Origin of the sequence: Brevibacillus sp. NL20B1, assembly GCF_018195675.1 — a bacterium.
In the GTDB taxonomy this organism is placed as follows: domain Bacteria; phylum Bacillota; class Bacilli; order Brevibacillales; family Brevibacillaceae; genus Brevibacillus; species Brevibacillus aydinogluensis.
On record NZ_JAGTPT010000034.1, the window covers coordinates 12,989 to 32,663 of the forward strand.

Annotated in this window: 23 protein-coding genes and 1 pseudogene; 12 read left to right on the top strand and 12 right to left on the bottom strand. The window is 54.2% G+C overall.

What is annotated here, in order from left to right; all coding sequences use genetic code 11:
- Nucleotides 1-3: 3 nt before the first annotated feature.
- The 3 genes from KDN35_RS18360 to KDN35_RS18370 all read right to left on the bottom strand — a co-directional run bounded on the left by KDN35_RS18360 (nucleotide 4) and on the right by KDN35_RS18370 (nucleotide 3,179).
- Entirely contained in the window at nucleotides 4-1,263 is a 1,260-nt protein-coding gene (locus tag KDN35_RS18360; protein ID WP_212133518.1) for a molybdopterin molybdotransferase MoeA, read from the bottom strand.
- A 230-nt stretch (nucleotides 1,264-1,493) separates the two neighbouring features.
- On the bottom strand, nucleotides 1,494-1,859 hold the full coding sequence (locus tag KDN35_RS18365; protein WP_171566619.1) for a Na-translocating system protein MpsC family protein: 366 nt from the start codon (nucleotides 1,857-1,859) through the stop codon (nucleotides 1,494-1,496).
- A 48-nt stretch (nucleotides 1,860-1,907) separates the two neighbouring features.
- On the bottom strand, nucleotides 1,908-3,179 hold the full coding sequence (locus KDN35_RS18370; RefSeq protein WP_171566618.1) for an L-lactate MFS transporter: 1,272 nt from the start codon (nucleotides 3,177-3,179) through the stop codon (nucleotides 1,908-1,910).
- A 387-nt stretch (nucleotides 3,180-3,566) separates the two neighbouring features.
- Between KDN35_RS18370 and fdhD the strand changes: the two genes are divergently transcribed.
- Nucleotides 3,567-4,370, top strand: coding sequence for a formate dehydrogenase accessory sulfurtransferase FdhD (gene fdhD, locus KDN35_RS18375; protein ID WP_171566617.1), 804 nt, complete (start codon nucleotides 3,567-3,569; stop codon nucleotides 4,368-4,370).
- Nucleotides 4,371-4,434: 64 nt separating this feature from the next.
- On the opposite strand, the gene mobA is transcribed toward fdhD, so the two are convergent.
- Nucleotides 4,435-5,064, bottom strand: a complete 630-nt coding sequence (mobA, locus tag KDN35_RS18380; RefSeq protein WP_349291001.1) for a molybdenum cofactor guanylyltransferase — start codon at nucleotides 5,062-5,064, stop codon at nucleotides 4,435-4,437.
- A 138-nt stretch (nucleotides 5,065-5,202) separates the two neighbouring features.
- Here mobA and KDN35_RS18385 point away from each other — a divergent pair, with 138 nt between their 5' ends.
- Entirely contained in the window at nucleotides 5,203-5,640 is a 438-nt protein-coding gene (locus tag KDN35_RS18385; protein WP_171566616.1) for a Dps family protein, read from the top strand.
- Nucleotides 5,641-5,744: 104 nt separating this feature from the next.
- On the opposite strand, the gene KDN35_RS18390 is transcribed toward KDN35_RS18385, so the two are convergent.
- Together KDN35_RS18390 and KDN35_RS18395 are read right to left on the bottom strand one after the other, a co-directional pair.
- Nucleotides 5,745-6,212, bottom strand: coding sequence for a hypothetical protein (locus tag KDN35_RS18390; protein WP_171566615.1), 468 nt, complete (start codon nucleotides 6,210-6,212; stop codon nucleotides 5,745-5,747).
- Nucleotides 6,213-6,388: 176 nt separating this feature from the next.
- On the bottom strand, nucleotides 6,389-6,583 hold the full coding sequence (locus KDN35_RS18395) for a BhlA/UviB family holin-like peptide (protein ID WP_212133520.1): 195 nt from the start codon (nucleotides 6,581-6,583) through the stop codon (nucleotides 6,389-6,391).
- A gap of 234 nt (nucleotides 6,584-6,817) precedes the next feature.
- Here KDN35_RS18395 and KDN35_RS18400 point away from each other — a divergent pair, with 234 nt between their 5' ends.
- On the top strand, nucleotides 6,818-7,285 hold the full coding sequence (locus KDN35_RS18400; RefSeq protein ID WP_171566613.1) for a hypothetical protein: 468 nt from the start codon (nucleotides 6,818-6,820) through the stop codon (nucleotides 7,283-7,285).
- Between the two features lie 190 nt (nucleotides 7,286-7,475).
- On the opposite strand, the gene KDN35_RS18405 is transcribed toward KDN35_RS18400, so the two are convergent.
- Both KDN35_RS18405 and KDN35_RS18410 read right to left on the bottom strand, forming a co-directional pair.
- The gene (locus KDN35_RS18405; protein ID WP_249179193.1) at nucleotides 7,476-7,637 is read right to left on the bottom strand and encodes a helix-turn-helix domain-containing protein; all 162 of its coding nucleotides are present in this window, start codon (nucleotides 7,635-7,637) and stop codon (nucleotides 7,476-7,478) included.
- The gene (locus KDN35_RS18410) at nucleotides 7,637-7,984 is read right to left on the bottom strand and encodes a sigma-70 family RNA polymerase sigma factor (RefSeq protein ID WP_171566612.1); all 348 of its coding nucleotides are present in this window, start codon (nucleotides 7,982-7,984) and stop codon (nucleotides 7,637-7,639) included. Before KDN35_RS18410 ends, KDN35_RS18405 begins: the two co-directional genes overlap by 1 nt.
- 228 nt (nucleotides 7,985-8,212) lie before the next feature.
- Between KDN35_RS18410 and KDN35_RS18415 the strand changes: the two genes are divergently transcribed.
- The 6 genes from KDN35_RS18415 to KDN35_RS18440 all read left to right on the top strand — a co-directional run bounded on the left by KDN35_RS18415 (nucleotide 8,213) and on the right by KDN35_RS18440 (nucleotide 13,799).
- Complete coding sequence (locus KDN35_RS18415; RefSeq protein WP_171566611.1) at nucleotides 8,213-8,659, top strand: helix-turn-helix domain-containing protein; 447 nt, start codon at nucleotides 8,213-8,215, stop codon at nucleotides 8,657-8,659.
- Nucleotides 8,660-8,723: 64 nt separating this feature from the next.
- A complete protein-coding gene (locus KDN35_RS18420; RefSeq protein ID WP_171566610.1) occupies nucleotides 8,724-9,245 on the top strand; it encodes an ImmA/IrrE family metallo-endopeptidase in 522 nt (173 codons plus the stop codon).
- Nucleotides 9,246-9,262: 17 nt separating this feature from the next.
- Nucleotides 9,263-9,694, top strand: a complete 432-nt coding sequence (locus KDN35_RS18425) for a LexA family transcriptional regulator (RefSeq protein WP_212133521.1) — start codon at nucleotides 9,263-9,265, stop codon at nucleotides 9,692-9,694.
- 486 nt (nucleotides 9,695-10,180) lie between these two features.
- A complete protein-coding gene (locus KDN35_RS18430; protein WP_212133522.1) occupies nucleotides 10,181-11,266 on the top strand; it encodes a copper amine oxidase N-terminal domain-containing protein in 1,086 nt (361 codons plus the stop codon).
- A gap of 494 nt (nucleotides 11,267-11,760) precedes the next feature.
- Nucleotides 11,761-12,507, top strand: a complete 747-nt coding sequence (locus tag KDN35_RS18435) for a C39 family peptidase (protein WP_230077827.1) — start codon at nucleotides 11,761-11,763, stop codon at nucleotides 12,505-12,507.
- A 68-nt stretch (nucleotides 12,508-12,575) separates the two neighbouring features.
- Nucleotides 12,576-13,799 carry a hypothetical protein gene (locus KDN35_RS18440; RefSeq protein ID WP_171566606.1) on the top strand — a complete coding sequence of 408 codons (1,224 nt, stop codon included), beginning with the start codon at nucleotides 12,576-12,578 and terminating at the stop codon, nucleotides 13,797-13,799.
- A gap of 260 nt (nucleotides 13,800-14,059) precedes the next feature.
- Here KDN35_RS18440 and KDN35_RS18445 read toward each other — a convergent pair whose 3' ends face one another.
- Nucleotides 14,060-14,959 (bottom strand): fumarylacetoacetate hydrolase family protein, encoded by a 900-nt coding sequence (locus KDN35_RS18445; RefSeq protein ID WP_171566605.1) that lies wholly within the window; start codon nucleotides 14,957-14,959, stop codon nucleotides 14,060-14,062.
- Between the two features lie 415 nt (nucleotides 14,960-15,374).
- Between KDN35_RS18445 and KDN35_RS18450 the strand changes: the two genes are divergently transcribed.
- Genes KDN35_RS18450 through gucD form a run of 3 tightly spaced genes read left to right on the top strand, consistent with a single transcriptional unit; the run spans nucleotide 15,375 to nucleotide 18,350 of the window.
- Nucleotides 15,375-15,680, top strand: coding sequence for a UxaA family hydrolase (locus KDN35_RS18450; RefSeq protein ID WP_171566604.1), 306 nt, complete (start codon nucleotides 15,375-15,377; stop codon nucleotides 15,678-15,680).
- Nucleotides 15,670-16,839 carry a UxaA family hydrolase gene (locus KDN35_RS18455; RefSeq protein WP_171566603.1) on the top strand — a complete coding sequence of 390 codons (1,170 nt, stop codon included), beginning with the start codon at nucleotides 15,670-15,672 and terminating at the stop codon, nucleotides 16,837-16,839. The genes KDN35_RS18450 and KDN35_RS18455 overlap by 11 nt, the downstream gene beginning before the upstream one ends.
- 44 nt (nucleotides 16,840-16,883) lie before the next feature.
- Complete coding sequence (gene gucD / locus KDN35_RS18460) at nucleotides 16,884-18,350, top strand: alpha-ketoglutaric semialdehyde dehydrogenase GucD (RefSeq protein WP_171566602.1); 1,467 nt, start codon at nucleotides 16,884-16,886, stop codon at nucleotides 18,348-18,350.
- 24 nt (nucleotides 18,351-18,374) lie between these two features.
- Here gucD and KDN35_RS20150 read toward each other — a convergent pair whose 3' ends face one another.
- The 3 genes and pseudogenes from KDN35_RS20150 to KDN35_RS18475 all read right to left on the bottom strand — a co-directional run.
- Nucleotides 18,375-18,497, bottom strand: coding sequence for a CGNR zinc finger domain-containing protein (locus tag KDN35_RS20150; protein ID WP_212133530.1), 123 nt, complete (start codon nucleotides 18,495-18,497; stop codon nucleotides 18,375-18,377).
- 70 nt (nucleotides 18,498-18,567) lie between these two features.
- On the bottom strand, nucleotides 18,568-18,984 hold the full coding sequence (locus tag KDN35_RS18470) for a hypothetical protein (protein WP_212133526.1): 417 nt from the start codon (nucleotides 18,982-18,984) through the stop codon (nucleotides 18,568-18,570).
- 260 nt (nucleotides 18,985-19,244) lie between these two features.
- A pseudogene (locus KDN35_RS18475) lies at nucleotides 19,245-19,436 on the bottom strand (transposase); the annotation flags it as partial.
- Between the last annotated feature and the right edge of the window lie 239 nt (nucleotides 19,437-19,675).

Below are 19,675 nucleotides of genomic sequence, written 5' to 3' on the forward strand. Positions count from 1 at the left end.
GCACTACGCCTCCTCTCTCCACTCCGGCGCGGCGTGGGGAATCACGTCGACGGTCTCCCCCGCCTGTTTGCCCCGGCCACCAGCCGGGATGATCAGGAAGCATTCGCTTTTGCCCAGCGTGGACAGGTTGCCCGCCTTGTCGTTGTGGTCGGGAACGACGTACAGTTTTCCCTCCCGCTCCGTCAGCCGACCGCGCAAATAGCGCGGGAAGGGACACGGTTTCGTGTAGGACTCCGCCAGCGTGGCCCGGATGCGTCGCAGGCCAGTCTCTCGGTCGCCCTGCAGTCGGCGCAGCACGGGACGGACGAACAGCTGGGCGCCGAGAAAGCAAGCCCCCGGATTGCCCGACAGCGCACAGACCAGTTTGTCTCGGAACAAAAGGCCGGTTGTCGGTCCGCCCGGCCGCATCGCGACACGGTTGAACAGCAGGGTGACCTCCGGATCGTTGGCCAACGCGGCCATTACGTCGAAGTCTCCGACCGACACACCGCCGCTCGTCACCAGCAGGTCGACCTCCTCCAGACATTTGGCCAGCTGCCGCTTGGCCAGAGCCAGATCGTCCGGCAATCGTCCGAACCACACCGGGATGCCGCCCGCCTCGGCGATCAAGGCGGACAGCATTACCGCGTTGCTGTTGCGAATTTTGCCCGGCTCAAGCGGCTGGTCCACATCCAGCAGTTCCGTGCCGGTGGAAATCAATCCGACGCGCGGTCTGCGGACGACCGGAACCTGCGCGTAGCCAAACGCCGCCAACACGGCCAAGATCCCCGCGTTGATCCGCGTTCCCGCCTGGGCCACGCACGCGCCGGCAGCGATTTCTTCACCCCTGCGGGAGATGTTTTCTCCAGGGCGAAGCGCCCGTTTTACCCCGACCCACTCCAGCTGCCGGCCGGGCTGCTCCGTCTGTTCGAACATGATCACGGCATCAGCTCCCGGCGGGATCATCGCGCCAGTCATGATCCGGACGGCTGTTCCGGCGGTTACCGTCTGCCGGGGGACTTGTCCGGCCCCGACCGTTTCCAGCACCCGCAAGCGAACCGGCTGATCCGGTGTGGCTCCGGCCGTATCCGCTGCTCGCACGGCAAACCCATCCAGCGGCGAGCGGTCAAACGGCGGCATGTCACATGTGGCGGCAAGGTTCTGGGCCAACGTCCGCCCATACGCTTCTCCAATGCCTACCTGTTCTTCCGGCAGCGGCGTCAGGTCCGCCAACAGCCTGCGCAGCGCTTCCTCCACGCTGATGGTTTGTCGCTGAACGTGCATCGTCTGTTCCTCCTTTTGCTGCAAGACCCGTCCCCTGAAGTCGGCCGGTGAACCTGCGTAACGTGCAGGACGACAAAAAGACAACCACCCATGAACCAGTCCCTTCTCATCGGACAGAGAATGTCCACGGTGGTTGTCTCAGGCAGGGGCGCTGCCAAGTCCCAACTACGCGCGCGTTTCCCATGCTCTCTTGTCTGCCCGACAAACAGGGTCGCTGCTTCGGCGCAGACTCACGACTCGTTTTTAAACTTCTTCTCGATATCTTGATCAAAGACGAAAATGGACATGCCAAAATCGCGTTCAATGTCAATATCGACGAATAAATCGACGAAGTTTGCGCCCAGAAATGCCTCCATTTCGACCGGCCGGTTTTTGCGGTACATTTCTTTTACCATTTCCGTGCGGGCCGCGCGAAGCATCTGTTTGCCTTCATCAGCCGTCGCAATGAACTTTTCCACCGGGGAAAGATTCCCCTCCATTTCGCAAATTGCCCAGTTTTTGCAAAACGTGGTCACAATCTTGCTGGGGCCTTTACCCATGTGACGCTTGCGGAAAGCTCTGACTAAATTGCTGAACTCAGCTTCGTATTTATTCATCGAAATGTCACCTTTACAAAATTCTCTTACCTAAAAATTTACCATCTATCAGCAAGCCAATTCAACAGAGTTTTCATTCTGTTTCGCCTGCTCCCGCAATTTCTTGATGTCCAGTCGGATGATCAGCGAGATGACCAAGGCGACGGCGAACATGGCAGCAAAGACGGTCATCGTACCGATGTAGCTGCCGGTGCTCTCGCGCACCCAGGCGGCGAAAATCGGCCCGGCCAGCCCTGCCGCTGCCCATGCCGTCAGGATGTAACCGTGAATTGCGCCCATCTGCCTGGTGCCGAACAGGTCGGCAATATAGGCCGGAATGGAGGCAAAACCGCCGCCGTAACAGGTCATGATGATAAACATGGCCGCCATAAACAGTGCCGGCATAGTCAGGTTGGGCAGCAGGAAGAACAGGACGAGCTGGATCAGGAAAAACGCCGTGTAGGTGTTGGGCCGACCGATGTAGTCGGACAGCGTCGCCCAGCCAATCCGGCCGCCCCCGTTGAACAGGCCGTTCAGGCCAACCATCGTCGATGCCATTGCCGCAGACATGCCCACGATCTCCTGTGCCATCGGCGAGGCGACGGAAATGACCGCGATGCCGCAGGTCACGTTGATGAACAGCATCAGCCACAGCAGGTAGAATCGGCGGGTTTTTACCGCTTCGTTGGCCGTCAGCTGACACAGGTCCTTCTTGATTTGCTTGCCGCTTCCTTCTTCAGCCGAATAGCCCTCCGGCACCCATCCCTGAGGCGGCGGGGAAAGATATTGAGCGGAAGCAAACATGACGACAAAATAGACGGCTCCCAGAATGAAGAAGGTATTGGCGATCCCTACGCTTTCGATCAGCGCCTGCATGATCTGGCTTGCCACCAGTGAAGCGAAGCCGAAGCCCATGATGGCCAACCCGGTGGCCAGCCCGCGGCGGTCCGGGAACCATTTCACCAGCGTGGAAACGGGCGTTATGTAGCCGACCCCGAGACCGATGCCGCCGAACACGCCGTAGCAGAGGTACAGCAGCGGGAGGCTTTCCAATTGAATGGCCAGACCGGACCCGGCGATCCCCAAACCGAAAAAGATAGACGAAAGAGTGCCTGATTTACGGGGACCGTGTTTTTCCACGTAGTGGCCGAGAAACGCAGCCGACAGGCCCAGGAACAGGATCGCGATGCTGAACGTGAACTGCACCTTCGACAGCTCCCAGCCAAATTGGTTGATGATCGGCTTGGTGAAGACGCTCCAGGCGTACACCGAACCGATGGACAGGTGGATTCCCACCGCAGCCGCAGCAATCAGCCAGCGGTTCTTCAATTTTTCCTGCATGTGATTCATCTCCTTTTAAGCGGGGTAAAGAGCGTCCACTTTCGCGAACAGGCTCTCGCAGAAAGAAAAACTGCCGCATCCATCAGTTCTCCTCGTCGTCCGCGCGTTGGCCCCGAGGAGGGAACAGATGAAACACGGCAGTTAATCATCAGCAGGGTCGCTACTTCAGCATCAACAGCAAGTGTTTGCTATTCACTTTCGGCAGTTCACAAATAAACCGGCGACAGGTGCGCTATCCCGTGTCTATATGTGAACTGTTGCAAGAAAAGTTGAATGTTTTGTGACAAGTAAAACCTCACATAGTATACTATCATGTGAGCGCTTTCTCGACAATACATTACTTTCAAAATTTTGCTACATCCTGCGTGAAACGGCAAGGAGGCTGCTATGTCAAACCTGATGAGTACGATTAGACGGCCGGTGCTGAAGATCGGGCAGGACCGGTTCGCCTGGGAAGACGACGAGATTGTTACGGAATACCCGCTGACGATATTTCTCAATGACGAAGAGTTTGCGACGATTGTCTGCACGCCCGCCGACCTGGAGGAAATGGTGATCGGCTTTCTCGCCGCAGAGGGAGCAATCCGGCAATACACGGACATCAAGCAGATGTCCATCGACGAAAGCCGCGGATTTGCCTACGTGGATCTGCATCAGCAAACCGGACTGTCACACAGTTTTTACACGAAGCGGCGAATCACGTCCTGCTGCGGGAAAAGCCGGCAGTCGTTTTACTTTTTCAGCGATGCGCGAACGGCAAAACCGGTGGCGGGCACAGTCACGCTCACGCCGGCGCAGGTGTTCCGCCTGATGGACGAGTTGCAGGCGTCGTCCCACATCCACCGCAGCACAGGCGGCGTGCACAATGCCGCGCTGTGCACGCCGGAGCAGACGCTGCTAAGGTACTCCGACATCGGCCGGCACAACGCGCTGGACAAGATTTACGGATACTGCCTGCGGGAAAACCTGCCGACGGAGGACAAAATTCTCGTGTTCAGCGGCCGCATCTCCTCCGAGGTGCTGCTCAAAGCAGCCAAGATTGGTGCCGGCATCATTCTCTCCAAGTCAGCTCCCACCGACTTGGCGCTGCAGTTGGCGGAGGAGCTGAACATCACCGCCGTCGGATTTGTCCGCCCCGACAAGATGAACGTGTATACGCATGCGGAGCGGATTGTAGCTCTCGATACGTAAAGGAAACCCCCGGTTTTGCCGGGGTTTTTCCTATTGCTTGATAAAGCCGCGATTCACAACAAACCTACCTCCGCTCCATGTCCCGCGCGTGCTGTTCCGCGAGGGCCATCCGGTATTCTTCCGGCGTGTTGGCGTTGTAGGCAGCCCAGTCATCCAAAAGACCGGGCGGCGTCTCGGCAATCCGCAGCCGCTCCAGCACATCCATCAGTCGATAACGGCCTGATCGCAGTGCTTCTTCCCACAACGGCTGCGTCCTTCTGTGATACAGGGCAAACAACGGATGAAGCCGGCCGGCCGTGTGCGCTGCCACGACATCCCACTCCTTCGCTTGCTGCGCATGGGCGAGCAGGCGGCCGATCTGCTCCCGGTCAGCAAACGGCAGGTCGCAGGAGAGGATGAGCAGCGCTTCTTCCCGCCGCACGCGAAACGCCGTCACGATTCCACTGATCGGACCGGCGGAGGGCACCAGGTCACCGGTGATGCTCACTTTCGCCAGCCTGGTCACTTCCTCCGGCAGCCGTTCAGGGGCGTTGGAGACGATCAGACAGGGCAGGTTCAGCGCAGTCACTTCGCTGACCACGTGTCCGATCAATGTGCCCCCTTTCCAGCTCAGCAGTTCCTTGGGCCGTCCCATCCGGCTGCTGCGGCCTCCCGCCAGCACCACTCCGCCGATTGTCAGCACATCCAGATTCACCACTCCCCTCACCTTACCGGTTATTTTCCATGATAAACCGAGCAAAATATTGGCTGTAATGAAGCCATTGACAAAAGGGGGTATTAGTTTATAATAAGTATTAAATAATAATAATTTTAATTAAGGAGCGGATAAACCATGAAACATCAGGTACACAGTGTATTGAACAAACAAATCGCCAACTGGACCGTCCTGCACATGAAACTGCACAACTATCACTGGAACGTGAAAGGCCCTCATTTTTTCACGCTGCACGCCAAATTTGAGGAGCTCTACAACGAAGCAGCCGCCCACATCGACGAACTGGCTGAACGCGTCCTGATGCTGAACGGCCAACCGATCGCCACTCTCGGCGAATGTCTGCGGGACGCCAGCGTCGAAGAGGCATCCGGCATCGAAACAACCGAACAGATGGTCGAGACCCTGATCGACGATTTCCAGACGCTGGTGGACGAACTGCGGGAGGGCATCAAAACGGCCGAACAAGCAGACGATGAAGCGACCGCCGACATGCTGCTCTCCATCCAGCGCAGTCTGGAAAAACACCTCTGGATGCTGAAAGCCTTTCTGAGCTAATCTCCAGGCCTCAGCTGCTTCCCCAATTCGCTGTTCCCCCGACATCACCCATGCACAAAAAGGGCGTTCGTGCTTGAAACACAACGCCCTTTTTGCGGCTGTTGTCACCGTTTCAGGGAAAAGATCAGCTTGCGGCCGTCCTTGTCTACTTTCACCTGCGGCAGGTGCTTCAACGCTTTTTGGATGCCGATATACGGACTGGCAAACTCCACGCCGTGCCGCTGTTTCAGTTCGCTGCATAATTCCATCAGCGTCAGCGGCGCCGACGCCTCCCGCAAGATGGCTTCTACCTGTTCGGCCACGGCCGCGTAATCATGACGGATAGGCGTCTTTCTTTTCCGCAAATGCTCCAGCACTTCCGTCGGAACTTCCTCGGCCGCGGGCGCCTCCACGTTCGTTTGGTAAGCGTTTTCACGTTCATCTAACTCCCTGATCCGGGCCAACAATTCCTTGATGTCCAATCCCAATTGTTTGTCCTGATCCACATACTGTCGCCGCAGTGCGGCACGCTGTTCCAGCAGCCCCTGCAGCGTCATGTGCAAAGCCTTGCGTTCATCAAAAAACGACGCCATCCCCTGCCCCCTTTTTTCACATTAATTTCTTTATTCATTATCATAATAGAAATTTGACTGATTGGAAATTGGAGATTTCCGCTGGTTTCCCGCGCCGCTCGCTATCCAAATCGAGGATGGATGCCAACTGGTGCGTTGGCCTGGGGGATGGGCCTGTTTACGTGCGTATCTGTATCTCACTCCCCTACCTTGTCTTTGATTTCTCGCAGTTCGCAGATGATCAGATCGTACTTGTCGCTGAACTTGTCCAGCAGGTCCTGCAGCCGGGTTTCCCGCTCGCGGTTAGTTTTCATCACGTAAAACAACAGCCAAACAAACAGCGCTGCAAATGGCCCCTGCTGAATCAGCGCGTCCAAGACCGTATGTTCCATGGCGCCTTCCTCCTTCCTTAACTGGTTTCAACTCCACGTTCTCGCTTCACTTATATAAGGAAAACATCACGGTCGCGTAACAACCGGGTCATCTCTTTTTCTTCCAAACAGAAAAGAGCCTTGCGAAGGCTCATTCGACGCATGTTTTTTGTGCGACGCAGAAACATGACCGGGTGCAGAAGCGTCTTACATTTAGAAATAATTTAAATAAATGTCAACCATATATGGATCGAGATGCGAAAACCAACGATGCTTATACAGATCGTCGCTGTCCTGTGTGCAGCGGTAAGTGGTCTCTATTCCCCCGCGTCTCCGGAAACAGGCGCGGACGAACCGGCTGCCTCCCAAGAAAAAGCAGTGTCGGAAATCGTCATTCTGTCACCTCAAGAACGGAGCGTATTCACACTGCCGCTTCCCGAAAACCAAATCACTGTTGCGGGTAAAATCGACGGTTACGTGCAACCGGGCAAAACGCTTCAAATCGGATTGTATGGCGGTCAGGAGAATTACAAGCAGCATATGATGTACGCGTTTGACTATCCTGTCAATCCTGACGGTACCTTTACCGTCCATTTCCCCGTGGGAAGGTTGGTTCCCTTTCCGAACGCCAAACCGGATCACTATACACTGGAATTGACATATCCGCATGCGCCAACGAAAACGGTGACTGTTGTCATCCAAAAACAAACAGCCTTCGATTAGCTGCTCACTCCATTTCGTATAGAGAAAGGCCGAGAAGCATCAGTTCCCGGCCTTGCATATTCCTTACGGCCCAAAACAAACCGTCGTGCAGCCTTTTTTCTACAGGCTTGTCCGCCGTCCAACCTTGCATCAATCAGACAGATGAGCGATGCCATCCGATCAAAACCAAGCTGTCTGAGCATCCGCACGGTCATTCACCCTCGCGGATAAACGCGATAAACTGCGCCTTGATCTCCTGGATGCTGTCTTCTCTCGGCATTTTGATAAACCGGGCGAGCGCGTGAATCTCCGGTTCAAACCATTCCAACAGCTGGAGCAGCGCTTCATTGTCCCCTTTCCGGGCTTCGTCCATCAGCCGTTCAAATGCTGCAGACGCGTGCGCAGCTGTTGCAGCGCTTTCGTTTTGCATTTGTTCACCCCCTGCTGTGACATGGCCAGTTCGCGAGCCACTTCCCGTTCGGGATACCCGTGCAGGATCACGCGTTGAACGATCCACCTGCCCTTGTCCGACGAGATCGCGGCCAACATTTCCCGGACGTACAGCGCAGACATGTCCTGGTCCGTTGATACCAGGGCCACAACCCGTTCGGCCCCCAGGCATTCCCGCTGTCTGTACTTCCTGGCTTGGTATTGGATGCGCCAAGCAAGCCGGCGCAGTACCGTACGGCATTCTTCCTCTGTCAATGTTTGCTGATTCAATGTACCCTCCCCCTTTCCAACATCCCTCTCATACATGTAGGAAAAATATGGATCACCATAACAACCACATAAGAACACGTGTTCTGTATTGGAAGATATTCACATCATATAGTACAAGAGTCTTGTATGTCAACGGGGAAATACAAGTTTTTTGTACCATATTTCCTAATAACCTCCAATTGTGTACAATATATTTGTACCCATCTCACAGGAAGGAATGGATGGTCCATGCTGTCCCAGCGCTTGCGAATGGCCCGCAGGGCGAAAGGACTAACGCAGGAAGGTCTGGCGGAAATGGTCCGGACGACCAAGGGAACGATCAGCAACTACGAAAACAATCACAGCTCGCCCCCCAACGACATGCTGACCATGTTGGCCGACGTGCTGAACGTCTCGACCGACTGGCTGCTCGGGCGAGTGGACGAGCCGCTTCCTCCATCCGCCGCGAACGACCATAAGCGCGAACGGACACTGGACGAGCTGCTCCAGGAAAAAATCGACGATCCGGACGACTACTATTTTCTCGACGGGTATTTGGAAGCATCCGAAGAAGAGAAAAAAGAGATTCGCCGATACTGGTACGATTTGAAAAAGCAAATGAAGCCCCACCATGTAAAAGAAAGCCATTCTCCTTCCCTGTATGCCATCACGGAGGAGATCAAAAAGATAAAGTAGCCCCGCGACGGGGCATTCTTTCCACCCATAAACCGAACATATGTTCCGCATAAAGGAGGTTTCCATGCACTTCCTCGTAGCTGATATCTGCCAGCCGCAGACGTGGCTGGAATCACGTGTATACCTGCTGCTGCGGCATCACGGGATCCAGCGTCCCGAGCAGATCGACCTTCCCGAACTGTGCGCCAGTTACGGCATCGAGCTGCGCAGCATCCGCGGGCGGAGCCGCACGCACCGTCATCCACAGGAAGCCGGCCGCTTCGTGATCGCTGTCGACGAACGGCTGGACGAGCCCACACGGCGGGTCAAAATCGCTCACGAGCTGGGGCATCTGCTGCTGCATGAAGGGGTTCAGCCGCTGGGCAGCGACCTGATGATTGACTGGCAGGAGGCCCAGGCCAATCACTTCGCCGAACACCTGCTGATGCCGTATTACATGTTTGACTCGCTGATTGGGCATTGCAGTCGCTATGAAGCACCCAGCTACCTGGCCAGGACGTTTCGTGTGCCGCTCGACTTTGCCCGCAAGCGGTTTGAGCGTTTTCTCAACAGACTGTACACCAAAGGCTATCCTGTTGCGTGGTGATGAGAGGAGGTTGTGGAATGAAGCGCGTGTTTATTGCCGGTGATGCTTACAGCACCCGTTTCTTTGAGCTGCCGTTGGAGGATGAGGAGCTATATTTGATGCCGTATTTGCTTGCGGCCAGCTATCACGTGGCCCGTTTCGCCTTGATCATGCGGGACGACGGGCTTGCAAACATCGGGATTCGGGAGGGGGACGCCCTGCTGATTGCCGACTATTCACTGGAGCCGGTGCGGGGCAGACCTGTGCTGGTGAGGCAGGAGGGGGAGTACATCGTCCGCATCGCCGAAGACGTCAATCCGGTGGAGTGCGTGTTTACCGCCGCCAAAAAGGGCGTCGCACCGCTCGTCTTGCCGTCGGAAAACATCCGCATCATCGGTGTCGTCTCCGGCATCATCTCTCCGCCGTACGAGACCGGACGGATTGGGAATGCGGGAGATACGCTGTTTTGATCAGGGTGGCTACCGCCAAATCCGTTATCTCATCCATGCGTAAAACCGCATCGGTTGCCGACATCGGTGCGGTTGCTTTTGTCCTGAAAAAAGGCTGCTTTTGGAACAAATGCGTTCCTTTTCCTCAATATCATCGGCGTCTGCACGAGATTTGTCCTAGATTTGCCAGAATATGGACAAGCGGCTGCTCCTTTTTTTCTCCTCTCCCTTCGCCTTCTCTCCCTCCCGACGAACTGCACTGTCCTTCCAGTTTTAGGAGGCTTCCGCACAACGTTTTCTCGTACCAACCGATCATGAACATTTGACTGAACCGACATGATTCGGGTGAAGATGTGCCTGTTCCTGCCCCGGTTGGAGCCAGCATGCGAAGGACCAAGGCTGTATAAATTTTTTGGTCTATTCGATCATTTTCCCACTAGCAGTATTTGGTAGAATGGCACTGTCACGAAACATCGACATCATTTGCGAGAAGGAGGAGGATTACAGATGAAAAAGATCGTAACGACCTCTCTCACGGCTGCCTTGATGGTGGGCGCCGTACCTGCAGCACTGGCACAAGCGGAAGAGCTGGCGAACCAAAATCCAGCGGTCTATGCCGAAGTGCAGACCGAAGATGCTGCAGCGACGACGGATGAAACCGGCACTGACACATCGGCAAACACAGATGAGCAATCGTCGGCGGACAAGCCCTCACAGACCGAAGACGATACAACAACTCCCTCCGCAACTGCACCCGATCAGTCAAACACCACTCTGACTGTCCAGGAAGCAGTGCAGGATGCGGAAAAACTGAGCAAACTCCGCCAGCAGTTGAAAGACGCACCTGAGGTGACAGAGCAGGTGGCAGCCACGTACAAGGAGCTGGTCAACGCACTCGTCGACATCTCCGATCTGCCGCAGGCCATCGAGGTGCAAAAGGAACTGCTGAAGCGAACCTATCAGGCCGGAAATACCGAGCCGTTTCAAACGTTGGGCCAGCTGTACACCAAGGCGAACGTGACGGGTATCAAAGCGTTCGTCAACGGCGTGGAACTCACGCTGGATCAGGCGCCGTTTATCGTAGGCGGACGTGCGCTGGTGACGGAGCGGGTCATCCGCGAGGCGTTGAACGCGGATGTGCGCTGGGATGAGACTACAGGGATCGTCACCGTAACCCGCGGAGACCGCACAATCTCGCTTACGGTGAACAAAAACGTGGCGGTAACGAACAACAACAGGCTCACGACCGACGCCGCGCCCGTTGTGAAAAACGGCAGCCTCTACCTGCCGATTCGCTTGATCAGCGAACAGTTGGAGGCCAAGGTCGACTGGCAAAAAGACGGACAGATCATCATCATCGACGACAATGCAGACCAGGCGCAACCGGCAGACTCCACTGCACCGGACGCAACGGACCAGACGGGCGAAGGAACGTCGGGTGCGGACAATGCCTCGGACAAAGACACTACGGCCCCGGACAACTCCACTGACGGCTCTGATTCGGACCAGTCGGCGGATCAAGACTCGTCTGATTCCGATGATTCCGCGGATGGCGACTCCTCCAGCACGGACGATGCTGCCAATACCCAATAGCGCAGACAAAACTTGGTGAAGTGTGAAATATCGCTATATCAAACTCATCAGCCCTTGTTGTTGCCAGTAGGCAATGCCAAGGGCTTTGTTCATGTGTAGTGTTTTTGTTGTCCACCATGCCTCCTTTTAGGTGTTTGCAATTTCCAGTGTTATGCTGTGAGAAAGACTATGCGAACGAAGCATGCGGTAACGCATACAAACACTTATCCATTGCATCCATAGGCAGATCCAGGACCTTCGGTGACGGAGGCAATCCTGCTGGATGTATTGATCTACTACGGCGGGGATCAAGAGTCTGTATCCAAAAATGGATGATGATTTATAAATTTCCATGTTTTGGTTGACAATCTCATTCTTTCGAACTAACATATTACTTGCTGGTACCAGTCCTTATTCCTATTAATTGAGTATTAATGGAGGTGAATATATCAACAAATCAAGAATTTTCATAATTTTCTTATGTATTATTTGATTAATAGATGGAGGTGGAATTAATGAAAAAACGTAAACTGATTCCTCGAGTTGCTCTAGCATCTACTATATTCACAGCGCTTTTGCTCCCACAAACTGTAATGGGAGAAGGAACTGGTGATGATCCTAGAATGATCGAAGATGTTAAGACTGAAAAACAGGTAAAAGCTGAAAAAGAAAAATTGAGGAAGGTAAGAGAACACATTACTAACAAGAGAGAAGCAGCGGAATCGGAAGGGAAAGTATCTGCTTTAGGTCTTTTTCGAGTCATCTCGGTCCCAAGTTTCGAACAGGAGACAAGTTATTGGTGTGGTCCTGCCACCGTTAAACAGGTACTGGATTACATCAATGGCACATCGAAAAGTCAACGTTACTATGCCGACGAACTTGGTACAACTAAAGACGGTACAGTCTTCTCTGTTGTGGATGACGTATTAAATGATCATCAGGATGAAAATTATTATGTTTACACAACTCATGATTCCGATGAACAAAGTAAATTTAATGATAAAATTGAATGGGGAATCGACAACGGATATCCTAGCATACTCGATTTGAAGATTGACCCGGATTATATGCCCAAATATACCAGGTCCGTTGCAGGACACATCGTAAACACCTCAGGGTATGACTGGGATGATTGGGAAATTCGTATCACAGATCCTTTTGACCAAGGTAATCGCGGTGTAACCCTTGGTAATGTATGGCATCCTGCAGACGGTATTTGGGAAGCCAACCAAGCACACTTCAGACAAGCTATGATTTGGTGAGTAGTTAGAGTCCTAGGGGGAAAAATATTCCTCCTAGGACTCCTATCTTTGCGAATGGAGGAAATCAAATGGGGAGACGGACGATTACAATTGTTGCAATTGCTGGAGTAATGGTATTAGCAGCCTTTGGAATTTGGTATACCCAGTATGATAACCATCAAATGACAACTTCGAATGAAACTGATGATGAGATAATTGAGAACAAAGAAATGAAAACAGTTGAGGATGGTCGAACATTAATCAATATTGAAGAGACCCCCGATGTAGAAATTAACTCCGTTGAGGAATTTTCTTATCCGTTCCAGATTGAGGAGTATGTAGTAGAAAGTCCTGATTTTCGCTGGGCTCCAACCGCACCACAGTTTGTAAACGATCGAGTGATTGCTTTCGATATGGACGACAGTAAGCTCCAACAGTCGTTTGTCGGACTGTTTGACCGGAGTAGTAAGAAATATGAAAAAATATATAGTGCCCCTCCATTTTTTATCATTAATTCTTTAGTGGGAATTGATAACGTTTTATATTGGGTAGAATATGACAGAAATCCCTCCCTAGAACTAAAGTGGAGGATCATGTCCATGGACTTAGGGAATAAAAAAATTGAAATGATCAAGCAGGGCATAAGTCAGGACGGTACAGATCCTCCTATCCTGCGGGTTTACGGAAAAAAAGTTACTTGGATCGAGTATGAGGTAGAGAACCAAATCGTAACAAGTAAGGCGATGATCCTGCATCAAGATCGCCAGAAAGCTATAGAGGTTATTGCAGAAACAAAACTAAGCGAAAAAGATGGTCGGGACGGATATTATTTTGCAGTACAAACCCCCACTGATCGAGGACTAGTCATCCAACAGTCAAAGTACCAAAATAAGGACGGAAAGTCACAAAAGAGTTATGTCATCACTTTGTTTCCTTATGATCGTTCCAAAGCTGTTGATTTGTTAATTGGTGAACGCATCATTGATTTCAACGTTCATGGGAACTGGTTTGTATGGACTGAAGAGGGAAAAGTATCCGTAGCTTCATTGCAGGACGGAAAAGTAAAATACAGATTTTCTGGAAAATCAAAAACCTTGACGAACGATACCCCCTTTATTAAGAACGATTTTCTGATTTATCGCTATGGAATGAACCGAGTTTTTATTGCCAATCTGAAAACAGGCAAGCACCAAGGTTTATTGGAAGAAAAAATAATCACGACGAAACTATTTAGGTCTGGAGAGTATCTGTCTTATGGAATAATTGAAAGAAATGGTCAAAATAGTCGCATGAAGTTTGTCGTGATAAAATAGCTAGAATAGACTGATGACAACTGCTCATTTTTTAGTAAGGTCTCGCTAGAAACCGATCTTCCCATAAAATCCAGTCCAGAGGCTCGGTTTGCCCCCTGCCCGCGTCGCGTTTGGGAGCGGGCGCTATCCACTTCTTTACTGGTCGTCAAGAGAGCGAGCGGGCCCAATCACCCATGCGCCACGGACTTTGTCTACAAACGGAACCCGGACCATTGACTGGTCCGGTTTTTCTGTCGCGGCTGCACAGATTTCCCTCCGGATTACGCCTCCCGCCTCATCCGGTTGGTGAGACGGCCCAGCTTTTCGATCTCGATCGTCACCACGTCCCCGTCCTTCAGCCACACCTGCCGCTCCTTGGGATAGCCGAGGATCACGCCCTCCGGCGTACCGGTCAGGATGACATCCCCCGGCTCCAGGGTCATGTACCGGGAGATGTAGTGAACGATTTCGTCGCAGGCAAAAATCATGTCCGAAGTATTGGAGTGCTGCCGCACGTCCCCGTTGACAAAGGAGGTGATCTCCAGATTGTTGGGATTGCCCACTTCATCGGAGGTGACCAGGTAGGGACCTAGCGGACTGAAGCCGTCACAGCTTTTGCCCAGCAGCCACTGGCTGGTGCGCATCTGCAGGTCGCGGGCGGACAGGTCGTTTGCGTTGCAGTACCCGGCCACGTACGAGAGGGCCTCCTCTCGCTTTACCCGCTTGGCCCGCCTGCCGATCACGATGGCCAGCTCCGCCTCGTAATCCACCTGCTGCGCTTCCGCGGGCAGCGTGATCTCGTCGTTGTGCGCGGCCAGCGCGTTGCTGTACTTGTTGAACAGCACCGGATATTCGGGCACGGCCATGTTGGACTCTTCCGCGTGCTTCCGGTAGTTCAGTCCCACACAGATGATCTTGCCCGGCTCCGGCACGCACGGCCCGAAGCGCAGCGACTCTTCGTCCAGGAACAGCTGCGCCTCCCCCGCTGACTCCATGCGGCGGACGTGGGCCGCAAGCGCCTGAAACGCCTCCTCCCCTCCCTCGAGAAACTGACGGATGGTCTGCGGAACAGCAGCCGTTCCGCCGTGCCGCTCCACCGATGCCGCTACGTCCAGCACACCGCGGTCCGTCTTGACGCCAAGCGTCAGGCCGCGCTCCGCATAAAAGGTCAACAGCTTCATCTTACTCCCCCCGTCTGTCTTCTGGCATGTATGCAAACACGAACCCGCTGTCGATGTACAAGGGTGATTCCATCATCAGGCGGGACTCATCTGCTCCAATCACAGAGCAGCCTTCCTCCTTTGGTTCTTGTATGTAAAACCAGGTTTTATATCATGATTACTCTCATCATAGCAACGATTTTCGCACCAAACAATCACCAAATTTGAAAATATTTTTTATTCAGAAAACAGTTGCAATTGCGCTTCCATTTGCTCTATCATAAAAATTGCCAACCATTATACGATATTGTCGTATGTCGTTTTATATTATAAAACTACTCAGACGTTCTGCCGAACATGCCTACACGTCCCTTTCTTGCACCCGACATCCCGGTATTTCCATCCCCCGTGTTACATACGGAAAGGAGGCTTGTCCATGTCCGCCTATCGCGCCATCATGATGCAGCCGCATGACAACGTGGCCACGGCCCTCGAACCCATACCGGCAGACAGCCGCGTCACCGTTTCCTGTCTGGACGTGCAGCATACGGTGACGCTCCGCCAGGCGATTGAATTCGGGCACAAGTTTGCCGTCCGCCCGATCGGAAAGGGAGAGGACATCGTGAAATACGGGGAGGTCATCGGAGTCGCGACCCGTGACATCGCCCCCGGCGAACACGTCCATGTGCACAATTTGGAAGGAAAACGCGGGAGAGGAGACAAAATCGCTCATGAAGCATGACACAACGTTTTGGGGATACCGCCGTCCGGATGGCCGCGTCGGCGTGCGCAACCACGTCCTGATTCTGCCCACGATTACATGTGCCACACAGGCGGCCAGGCAGATTACCGAACTGGTGCAGGGGACCGTCTCGTTTATCCACCAGCACGGCTGTGCCCAGGTGGGCAGCGACTACGAGCAGACGTTTCGCACGTACGTCGGAATGGGCGCCAACCCTAATGTCTACGGCGTCGTCGTCCTCGGACTCGGCTGTGAAACGCATCAGGCGCGGAGCGTAGCCGAGGAAATCGCCAAGACGGGCAAGCCGGTGGAACTGGTCTCCATCCAGGATCACGGCGGCACGCTGACGGCGATCGCACAGGGCGCAAAAATAGCTGCCAAGATGGTGCAGGACGCATCCGTCTTGCGGCGGGAGCCGTGCGATTTCAGCGAACTGATCGTCGGAACGGAATGCGGCGGTTCGGACGCCTGCTCCGGTCTGTCCGCCAACCCGGCCGTCGGCGTGGTCAGCGACATGATTGTCGACCTTGGCGGCACCTCCATCCTGGCGGAGACGACGGAGCTGATCGGCGCGGAACATCTGCTGGCCAACCGCGCCGTGGACGACAAGGTGGCCAAGCGCGTCTACGAAGTCATCCACGCCATGGAACAGCGCTCCATCCAGATGGGCGTGGACATCCGCACCGGCAACCCCAGTCCCGGCAATATCAAGGGCGGCCTCAGTTCTCTGGAGGAAAAGTCCCTGGGCGCGGCCAACAAGGCCGGCACCCGGCCGCTGCAGGAGCTGATTGATTACGCCCAGCGGCCGACCAAAAAAGGCCTGGTCTGGATGGATACCCCCGGACACGACATCGAGCAGCTGACCGGCATGGTGGCTGGAGGAGCACAGGTGGTGCTGTTTACGACCGGCCGCGGCACGCCTACCGGTTCACCGATCGCTCCGGTGATCAAAATCGCCACCAACACGCCCATTTTCGAGAAAATGGGGGACAACATCGACCTGAATGCAGGCACGATCATCGAAGGAAAAGAAACGCTTCAATCCGTGGGGCAGCGGATTTTTGACGAATTGGTCCACGTCTGCTCCGGCAAGCTGACCAAAGCGGAAATCCTGAAGCAGCACGACTTCGGCATCTGGCGGATCGGCCCCACGTTCTAGCAGTTGTTTCCCTGTAAAACCATACGTTGAGAGGAGGAATCATCGTGAGCGTTCATACACAAGCGCAAACCTACCAAAACTACATCGGCGGCGAGTGGCGGCCGTCCGCGTCCAACCAGGTGGAGGCGAGCATCAATCCGGCCAACCGACACGAGGTGATCGGATACGTGCAAAAATCGACAGCCGAGGATCTGGATCAGGCGGTGAAAGCGGCCCAATCGGCACAAATCGCCTGGCGGAAGCTCTCCGGTCCCGCCCGCGGCGAATACTTGTACCGCCTGGCCAACGTGCTGGAGCGGCACCTCGACGACATCGCGGCAACCATGACGCGGGAGATGGGCAAAACACTGCCGGAAGCGAAAGGTGAAACGGCCCGCGGCGTGGCCATCCTGCGCTATTACGCGGGGGAAGGCATGCGCAAAATCGGCGACGTCATCCCCTCCACCGACAGCGAAGGGCTGATGTTTACCAGCCGTGTGCCGCTGGGCGTCGTGGGCGTGATTACGCCCTGGAACTTCCCCGTCGCCATCCCCATCTGGAAAATTGCCCCGGCCATCGTCTACGGCAACACGGTCGTCTTCAAGCCGGCACAGGAGACCGCTGTCACCGCCGCCAAGCTGATGGAATGCGTGGACGAAGCGGGGCTGCCCCCGGGGGTCGTCAACATGGTGACCGGCGCGGGTTCGGTCATCGGCCAGGGAATCGTCGATCATCCCGGCATCGCCGCCGTTACGTTCACCGGCTCCGATCAGGTGGGCAGGCAGGTGGGCCTGGGAGCGCTCGCCCGGGGAGCCAAGTACCAACTGGAGATGGGCGGCAAAAATCCGGTCATCGTCGCGGCCGACGCCGACCTCGATCTGGCCGTGGAGGCGACGGTAAGCGGCGGTCTTCGCTCCACCGGCCAGAAGTGCACGGCCACCAGCCGCGTCATCGTCCAGAGCGCCGTTTACGACGCGTTCAAGCAAAAGCTGCTGGAACGGGTGGCCGCTCTGAAAGTGGGCGACGGCCTCGCCCCCGACACCTGGATGGGACCGTGCGCCAGCGAACGGCAGATGCAGACAGTGCTCGGCTACATCCAGAAAGGGCTCGAAGAAGGAGCCGTACTGCTGTGCGGCGGAAAACGCGTGACCGCGCCCGGCCTGGAACACGGATTTTACGTGGAGCCGACTGTGTTTGAAAACGTAACGCCGGACATGACCATCGCCCGGGAGGAGATTTTCGGCCCGGTGCTGGCGCTGATGAAAGTGGACACCCTGCAGGAAGCCCTGCAGCTGGCCAATGATTCCCGCTTTGGACTCAGCGCCTCCATCTTCACCCGGGACATCGGCAACATGCTGGAATTTATCCGCGACATGGACGCCGGCCTGGTGCGCATCAACGCCGAGAGCGCGGGTGTGGAGCTGCAGGCCCCGTTTGGCGGCATGAAGCAGTCCAGCTCCCACTCCCGCGAGCAGGGTCAGGCGGCCATCGAGTTTTTCACCGCGATCAAGACGGTGTTTGTGAAAGGATAAAAACAAGCCAAGGGGAAGCCTCTTTCAGCTTCCCCTTTTATTTTTCTGCCGCTCGCGAAACCGGCCGACTTTCTTGTGGTTGTTGCCCATCTCGTCGTCACACCAGCGGCGGGCCCGGTTGCGGCTGTGTCGCCAAAAATCCGGCAGGTCAGCTCAGCGTACAGGCAATGCAGCACGTTGAGAACGGTGGGTTGCAGCACGTCCAGCGCCTGTAGATTTACTCTGCAAGCGTTACGACGTTGCCTGGAATGGTAATTTTCACGTAATTACGGTTCCATATGGTTGTTTCCACGATTACGTTCTGCTGCTCCTTTGTAAACAGATAACCGCTGCCCATTTGTGTGTCGTAGGTCCAGCCTTCCTTGTTCATTCGCTCTTGCAGAAGTGTTAGAACATCAGAGCTGCGTCGTTTGTCCGTCAGATATATGCCATGCCCTTCCGGGGTGACTGTGACCGGAACGAGAGGTTGATCTGTTGTGTTTAAGATGTGCATGGGCATGAGGTAATCGCGATCGGCTTGCTTCAGCGTAAGCAGCAGTTGCAAATTGTCGTATCCGATCCGATTCACAAGCAGCACGACTGCTGTCACACCGAGAACCACCGCGCCAGCCAAGCCAAAAAAAGCAATCTCCACGGATTTTTCATGATTGAACCTCACCGTCCCTTTCCATCTTAATTATTTATTATCTTTCAAAAAATTCACCGTCGCCAAGAAACGACGGTGAATTCTCTGCATAAATCAATTTGTAGCTTTATCCATTTCATACCCGTAGACTGTGTAACCATCATTGTACCACTTTGCCAGAGGATCAAGTTCATCTTTGTGTGTAAATTCCCCACGGTTAGAGAAATAAACCAGCCAACACGAATCACTTTAGACAACGCAGTTGTGGCCTGCATTTCTCGCCATTCTAAGTACTCTCCCATATCGAGATACTTTTTGCCGCCTGCCCATTTTTTGTCTATCTCCATAAGTAAAGCTCCGATTAGGCGGATAACCGATTCACGGTTAGGCAATATGCGAATGACACGTTCTCGTCGGCGAATTTCTTCGTTGAGTCGCTCCATGCCATTCGTTGTCCGAAGTCAATCTGACCTTCCCAGTCGATCATTTCCACTAAATAATCTGACACAAGTTCGGCAAGATCAGCCTTAGCAGGTCGCTCCTGTGTAAATCACGTTACTTTCCACTAAATAGTGGTCAGGAAAAGAGTCGACATAACAAATAACATCCAGCACTCTGCATGGGGTATATATTGCGATTTAATAGCGAGGGGATAATAAACTAGAATCGCCAAGCAAAATTTTAGTGATTTCGAGCCTTT